Here is a 6,499-nt window from a genome sequence, read left to right on the forward strand (position 1 = left end):
CCCTGGTGCAACCTGTCCTCGGCCCGCTGGCGTGAGTAGAGGCGGATCTGGGTGATGGGAGGCGCGGAATGCGGGCCGAGGACGATGCGAGCTACCGGGAGTTCGCCAGAGCGAAAGCCATGTCGCTGCGGCGACTGGCCTACCTGCTGTGCGGGGACTGGCACCTCGCCGAGGACTTGGCGCAGACCGCGCTGATCAAGATGTACCGGGCCTGGCCCAAGGTGCAACGGAAGAACACCGTCGACAACTACGCGCGGCAGGTCCTGCTCCGCTGCTGGCTGGACGAACGACGGAAACCCTGGCGGAGCGCGGAGAACCGCGACGGCAAGGTGCCCGACCAGCCCGGCATCGACCTCGATCCCGCACTGGCCGGCCCGGCCACGGGGACACGGGACCTCCTGCTGCGCGCGCTCACACAGATCCCGCCGCGGCAGCGCGCCGCCGTGGTCCTCCGGCACTGGGCAGACCTGTCCATCGCGGAGGTCGCGGCCGCCCTGCGCTGCTCGGAAGGGACCGTCAAGAGCCAGACCGCGCGGGGGCTCGAGGCCCTGCGCGCGGTCGTCGAGCGGCTGGACGCGGAGATCGCGCCGGTCGCCGGGAGGAGCGTGTGATGCAGGACAAGCAGTTGATCGACAGGTTGCGCGGGATGAGCACAGCCGAGCCCCCGCTGGGCTTCGACCCCGACCAGGTGGCCGACACCGCGGCCAGGCTGCACCGGCGCAGGCGGGCCACCCTGGCCGCGGGCGGCGGCACGCTGGCCGCGGTCGCGGCGGTGGCCGTGACGGTCAGCATGGTGCTCGCCGGCCAGGGCGCGATCGGGTCCGCGGGGCAGGCAGGGCCGCTGACCGGGCTGTCGCAGCCGCCGCTGGTCAGTCCCAAGGTCGACCTGAGCAAGCAGAAGCAGCGCAACGAGGAGCTGCTCAAGGAGGTGCTGCCCAAGCTCAAGCCGGGGGTGACCCAGCTGCGGACCACTATGCGGCAGCTGTTCCACGACGGCGACCTGGACGCGCTGAGCGGCATAGCCGGCTTCCGGGACGAGGTCCACGGGGCCTGGATCACCCTGTCGATCACCGGCCCGATCACCGCGCGGTCGGTGGTCACCCCGCTGCCCCTGCGCTGCGTCCCGAGGGGGGAGGGATCGGTGGTGCCCACCAGCCACCAGTACAACCCGGCTGGTGACACCAGGCCGTCGCCGCGCAAGGGGCTGACCGGCAAGTGCGAGAAGCTGCCGCAGCCGGACGGCAGCGTCGTGGTGGTCGAGGAGGTGCTGACCCCGAAGGACCCGATGGCCCCCAACAGCTTCGACTCGCAGAACCCGGCGGACTACAAGCGCATCTCGCTGGATGGCACCCACTACCGCCTGGACGGCTCGGTGGTGGGCGTGCAGAACCTCGTCACGGTGCCGTCGGACTTCACCGAGAACAACGACGCCGGCCAGAACCGGCCGGACCCGCCGCTGACCAGGGACCAGGTGATCCAGCTGGTCACCAATCCGGAATTCAACCTCAGCTGAGCGGAACCGATGTCTCGTTCCGGACATCCCACTGTGGCCGGCGCTGATCTTCGGCGCCGGCCACGTGGCCGGTCGGCACTGGGGGTGCCGACCGCCACGTGCCCATGTTCGCGCTGGTCAACTAGGCTGCGTGAACGTGACCTCGACCAAGCCGCGCATTCCCAACGTCCTGGCCTCCCGGTACGCCTCGCTTGAGCTGGCCCGGCTGTGGTCGCCCGAGCACAAGGTGGTCCTGGAGCGGCAGCTGTGGCTGGCCGTGCTGCGGGCCCAGGTGGAGCTGGGCGTGGACGTCCCGGCCTCGGCGCTGGCCGACTACGAGCGGGTGCTGGCGCAGGTGGACCTCGGCTCGATCGCCGAGCGGGAGCGGGTCACCCGGCACGACGTGAAGGCGCGGATCGAGGAGTTCAACGCCCTCGCCGGGCACGAGCACGTGCACAAGGGCATGACCTCGCGGGACCTCACCGAGAACGTGGAGCAGCTGCAGATCCGGCTGAGCCTGGAGCACGTGCGGGACCGAGTGGTCGCGGTGCTGGCCCGGCTGGGCGCGCTGGCCGCCGAGCACGCCGAGCTGGTACTGGCCGGGCGCTCGCACAACGTGGCCGCGCAGGCCACCACGCTGGGCAAGCGGTTCGCCACCGCGGCCGATGAGCTGCTGGCCGGTTTCGGCAGGCTGGAGGACCTGCTCGCGCGCTATCCGCTGCGCGGCATCAAGGGCCCGGTGGGCACCGCGCAGGACATGCTCGACCTGCTCGACGGCGACGCCGAGCGGCTCTCCCGGCTGGAGGCCGCGGTGGCCGGGCACCTCGGCTTCGGCCAGGTGCTGACCAGCGTCGGCCAGGTCTACCCGCGTTCGCTGGACTTCGAGGTGGTCACCGCGCTGGTGCAGCTGGCGGCCGGGCCGTCCAGCCTGGCCAAGACGATCCGGCTGATGGCCGGGCACGAGCTGGTCACCGAGGGCTTCAAGGCGGGCCAGGTCGGCTCCTCGGCCATGCCGCACAAGATGAACACCCGTTCCTGCGAGCGGGTCAACGGCTTCGCGGTGATCCTGCGCGGGCACGCCTCGATGGTCGGCGAGCTGGCCGGGGACCAGTGGAACGAGGGCGACGTGTCCTGCTCGGTGGTGCGCAGGGTCGCGCTGCCGGACGCCTTCTTCGCCTTCGACGGGCTGCTGGAGACCTTCCTGACCGTGCTCGAGGAGTTCGGCGCCTTCCCCGCGGTGATCGGCCGCGAGCTGGACCGCTACCTGCCGTTCCTGGCCACCACCAAGGTGCTGATGGCCGCGGTGCGGGCCGGGGTCGGCCGGGAGACCGCGCACGAGGCGATCAAGGAGAACGCGGTGGCCACCGCGCTGGAACTGCGCGAGGGCCTGGAGCGCAACGATCTGCTGGACCGGCTGGCCGCCGACGAGCGGCTGCCGCTGGACCGGGCCGCGCTCGACGCGCTGCTGGCCGACCGGCTGCCGTTCACCGGCGCGGCCGCCGCGCAGGTCAGCGCGGTGGTGGCGCGGATCGAGCAGGTCGTGGCGCAGTACCCCGAAGCGGCCAAGTACACCCCCGGCGCCATCCTCTGAGCAAGCTTTCCAACCGGCAGAACTGTTCCCCGGTACTTCGGAACCTCCTAAGTACCGGGGGCTATCAGCACATTCGCCCCTGAGAATGACTCGCGAGACAACACGTCGGTCACTGGGGAGTGAACTTTGGTCGCACGGATGGAGGGGAAGGCCCGAAACCGCACCGCGCTTCTGGAAGCAGCCAGGGAAGTCATCGTCGAGGAAGGGCATCGAGGCGCCTCTCTCGGCGTGATCGCGGGCCGGGCCGGTCTCACCACCGGGGCCATTTACTCGATTTTCGGCAGCAAGCGGGACCTGTTGATTGCCGTCATCGAGGACATTCACCGCCGGGTGATTGCCGATCTGCAACAGCTCAGCGATCCGCGGCTTTCCCTTGAGCAGGTGATCGCGGTGTACGTGGCCGGGCGGCTGCGCGCGGCCGACGCCAAGGACGCCGCGCCGCTGCTGGCCTTCGAGACCGAGCTGGCCGGGCTGGCGCAGAGCGACCCGGTGGTCAGCACCCGGCTGCGGGAGATCTCGGTGCGCTCGGACCGGCAGTTCGCCGAGTCGCTGACCGGCCGCAGGGACGAGCGCGGCATGGTGGTCGACGAGCACCGGGCCGCCCAGCTGGCGCTGGGGGTGCGCGCGCTGGTGCTGGGCTTCGAGCAGCGGCGGCTGCGCGGCGAGGCGGTGGCCGAGGCGCTGGTGCTGGACCTGGCGATCGCCATGGTCCGGCAGTGAATAAAGAGGATCGCCCAGCCCCCGAGCCGGGCGATCCGAATCCGCCGAACGATTCCCGAGAAAGTGGCGGAAAACTGCTGCCGGTATAATGCCACAGTTGGTTGGTTGTTGACACCGGTGGTGCGACGCAGGTCACCAGGGGTGCATTGCCTAGGGTGAGCCCGTGACCTCCCTCGTCGACTACCCGCTGATCGCCGCGGGCAAGGTTCGTGAGCTCTACGCCGTCGACGACGAGCACCTGCTGTTCGTCGCCTCCGACCGCATCTCCGCCTTCGACTTCGTGCTGCCCAACGGCATCCCGGACAAGGGCCGGGTGCTCACCGCGATGAGCGTGTTCTGGTTCGAGCTGCTCGCCGACGTGGTGCCCAACCACGTGGTGGCCTGGGACGACCCGCGCATCCCGGGCGAGGTCCGCGGCCGGGCGCTGCTGGTCCGGCGGCTGGAGATGCTGCCGGTGGAGTGCGTGGCCCGCGGCTACCTGACCGGATCCGGCCTCGCCGACTACCGGCGCACCGGCGCGGTCTGCGGGGTCGAGCTGCCCGAGGGCCTGGTGGAGTCCTCCCGGCTGCCGGAGCCGATCTTCACCCCAGCCACCAAGGCCGAGATCGGCGCGCACGACGAGAACGTCTCCTTCGCCGCCGTGGCCGACACGGTGGGCCTTGAGCGGGCCGAGCGGCTGCGCGAGCTGACCCTGGCGGTCTACCGCAGCGCGGCCGGGCACGCGGAGAGCAGGGGCCTGATCCTGGCCGACACCAAGCTCGAGTTCGGCGTGGACGCCGCAGGCGGGCTGGTGCTGGCCGATGAGGTGCTGACCCCGGACTCCTCCCGGTTCTGGCCAGCCGAGGGCTACGCGCCCGGCAAGGTGCAGCCCTCCTTCGACAAGCAGTACGTGCGCGACTGGCTGACCTCGCCCGCCTCGGGCTGGGACCGGGCCTCGGAGACCACGCCGCCCCCGCTGCCCGAGGACGTGGTCGCCGCGACCAGGGCCCGCTACGTGGACGCCTACGAGCGGATCTCCGGCCGGGCGCTGGCGGACTGGCCGTCCCCGGAGGCTTAAGCAGAGCTGCGCCTGCCCGCAACCTCAGCGGCAGGCCGTGGTCACGCGGCCATGTCGCAATAGGGTCATGCGCCCCAGACTGCTCGTCTCGCTCTCGGGCATCGGCCGGGCGAACCTGGCCGACTGCGCCGCCTTCGCCGCCGCGCTGGACCGGCGCGGCGTGCCGCTGTCCCTGCTGCTCACGCCGAAGCCGAACAGCGAGCGTCCGACCAGGGACTCACCGGTGCTGGACTGGATCAGGGCCAGGGAGCGGGCCGGGGACGCGCTGGTGCTGCACGGGTTCGACCACGTGGCCCAGCCCAGCGGGCACCGGCTGCCGCTGCCCAGGCTGGCCCCCGCGGCCAGCTGGGCCGGTGGCCGGATCTGGCGGCGGGCCGAGTTCGCCGAGCTGCCCGCGCACGAGGCCGGGCTGCGGCTGCTGGCCGCCACCGCGGTGCTGGACCGCCTTGAGCTGCGCACCAAGTGCTTCGCGCCGCCCAGCTGGCTGGCCTCGGCCGGGACGATGGTCGCGTTGCGGCGCAGGGGTTTCGAGGTCTGCGCGGACGCCAGCGGTGTGCACGACCTGCGCACCGGGGCCAGTCACCGGGGCCGGGTGCACCAGGTGGGCCGGGGTGAGCTGTGGGCGCGGGCCGCGCTGCGCGGCGGGCGGCGCGGTGGCCTGGTGCGGATCGCGGTGGACGCGGCCGAGCTGTCCCGGCCGCAACCGGCCCGCGCGGTGCTCGGCGCGATCTCCGGTGTGCTGCGGCTGGGCGCGCTCGGTGGGACATACGCAGACCTCGGTCTGGGCCGTACCGCCGAACGCCGTGGGCTGAACGCCGGATAATTACGGCGGTTGAACGAGTGACGGCACCAATCACCGCACCGGACGATCGGGATCGTCCCCTCCCAACCCTGCGGTGAGGTGTGTAATGAACAGAATTACGAAATTGATGGTCGTCGCCGCGATGGCCATCCCGGCGGCGGGTTCGTTCGGATTTTCCGCGCCCGCTCCGTCGGCCGCGGCGAGTGTGCCCCAGGACGAGAAGGTCGGCGCCGAGGAAAACGTGGCGCACACAATTGCCGGTGGCGAGGGCGCGCTGACCCTGCGGCGCGCGGAATCCGGCTACGTGAAGGCACATGTCACCGGACTGAAACTGCGGCCGGGTGACGTGTTGCGCATTTCCGACCCCAGCGGCAAGGAGAGCTACACCTACACCGGCCAGGACGACCTGACCGCCAGCCCGGACGCCACCGGATTCTGGGCCATGTCGGTCACCGGCGACACCGCGGTGCTCAGCCTGACCGGCCAGGACGGCGGCCCGGCCGCCCCGGACTCCACCGCCACCGTGGACAAGCTGACCCGCGGCTACACCCCGGCTGAGTTCAAGGCCGCGCAGGAGATGCAGACCAGGAGCATCTGCGGCTCGAACAACTACCAGGACGTGGCTTGCTACCAGACCTCCAACCCGACCGAGTTCGCCCGCACCAAGCCGGTGGCCAAGCTGCTGCGCAACGGCTCCTCGCTGTGCACCGCGTGGCGGGTCGGCACCAAGAACCGCATGCTGACGAACAAGTATAAACCACACACCATGGATGACCTGCACTGATGTCGGCGTACCTGCTCGCCCTGCGCTCGCTTCACCCACCACGCGCGCTCAGC

The 6,499-nt window shown here is 71.1% G+C and carries 7 protein-coding genes; all 7 read left to right on the forward strand.

The window, feature by feature from the left end; genetic code table 11:
• The first annotated feature begins 68 nt into the window (after positions 1 to 68).
• On the forward strand, positions 69 to 611 hold the full coding sequence (locus tag ACWDY5_RS11040) for a SigE family RNA polymerase sigma factor (RefSeq protein ID WP_449722066.1): 543 nt from the start codon (positions 69 to 71) through the stop codon (positions 609 to 611).
• Entirely contained in the window at positions 611 to 1,513 is a 903-nt protein-coding gene (locus ACWDY5_RS11045; RefSeq protein WP_449722067.1) for a hypothetical protein, read from the forward strand. Before ACWDY5_RS11040 ends, ACWDY5_RS11045 begins: the two co-directional genes overlap by 1 nt.
• A 136-nt stretch (positions 1,514 to 1,649) precedes the next feature.
• Positions 1,650 to 3,083, forward strand: coding sequence for an adenylosuccinate lyase (gene purB / locus ACWDY5_RS11050; RefSeq protein ID WP_449722068.1), 1,434 nt, complete (start codon positions 1,650 to 1,652; stop codon positions 3,081 to 3,083).
• 138 nt (positions 3,084 to 3,221) lie between these two features.
• A complete protein-coding gene (locus ACWDY5_RS11055; protein WP_256509834.1) occupies positions 3,222 to 3,803 on the forward strand; it encodes a TetR/AcrR family transcriptional regulator in 582 nt (193 codons plus the stop codon).
• Positions 3,804 to 3,966: 163 nt separating this feature from the next.
• Positions 3,967 to 4,860, forward strand: a complete 894-nt coding sequence (locus tag ACWDY5_RS11060) for a phosphoribosylaminoimidazolesuccinocarboxamide synthase (protein WP_449722069.1) — start codon at positions 3,967 to 3,969, stop codon at positions 4,858 to 4,860.
• 67 nt (positions 4,861 to 4,927) lie between these two features.
• Positions 4,928 to 5,683 (forward strand): DUF2334 domain-containing protein, encoded by a 756-nt coding sequence (locus ACWDY5_RS11065; protein WP_449722070.1) that lies wholly within the window; start codon positions 4,928 to 4,930, stop codon positions 5,681 to 5,683.
• A 106-nt stretch (positions 5,684 to 5,789) separates the two neighbouring features.
• Positions 5,790 to 6,446, forward strand: coding sequence for a hypothetical protein (locus tag ACWDY5_RS11070; RefSeq protein ID WP_449722071.1), 657 nt, complete (start codon positions 5,790 to 5,792; stop codon positions 6,444 to 6,446).
• The last annotated feature ends 53 nt before the right edge of the window (positions 6,447 to 6,499 follow it).

It is taken from the genome of Crossiella sp. NPDC003009 (assembly GCF_053591555.1).

Excerpts from the sequence above, each read along its gene's own strand:
- ACWDY5_RS11055 (WP_256509834.1), top strand. The coding sequence starts at position 3,222 with ATGGAGGGGAAGGCCCGAAACCGCACCGCGCTTCTGGAAGCAGCCAGG.
- ACWDY5_RS11070 (WP_449722071.1), top strand. The coding sequence starts at position 5,790 with ATGGTCGTCGCCGCGATGGCCATCCCGGCGGCGGGTTCGTTCGGATTT.
- ACWDY5_RS11065 (WP_449722070.1), top strand. The coding sequence starts at position 4,928 with ATGCGCCCCAGACTGCTCGTCTCGCTCTCGGGCATCGGCCGGGCGAAC.
- ACWDY5_RS11040 (WP_449722066.1), top strand. The coding sequence starts at position 69 with ATGCGGGCCGAGGACGATGCGAGCTACCGGGAGTTCGCCAGAGCGAAA.
- ACWDY5_RS11045 (WP_449722067.1), top strand. The coding sequence starts at position 611 with ATGCAGGACAAGCAGTTGATCGACAGGTTGCGCGGGATGAGCACAGCC.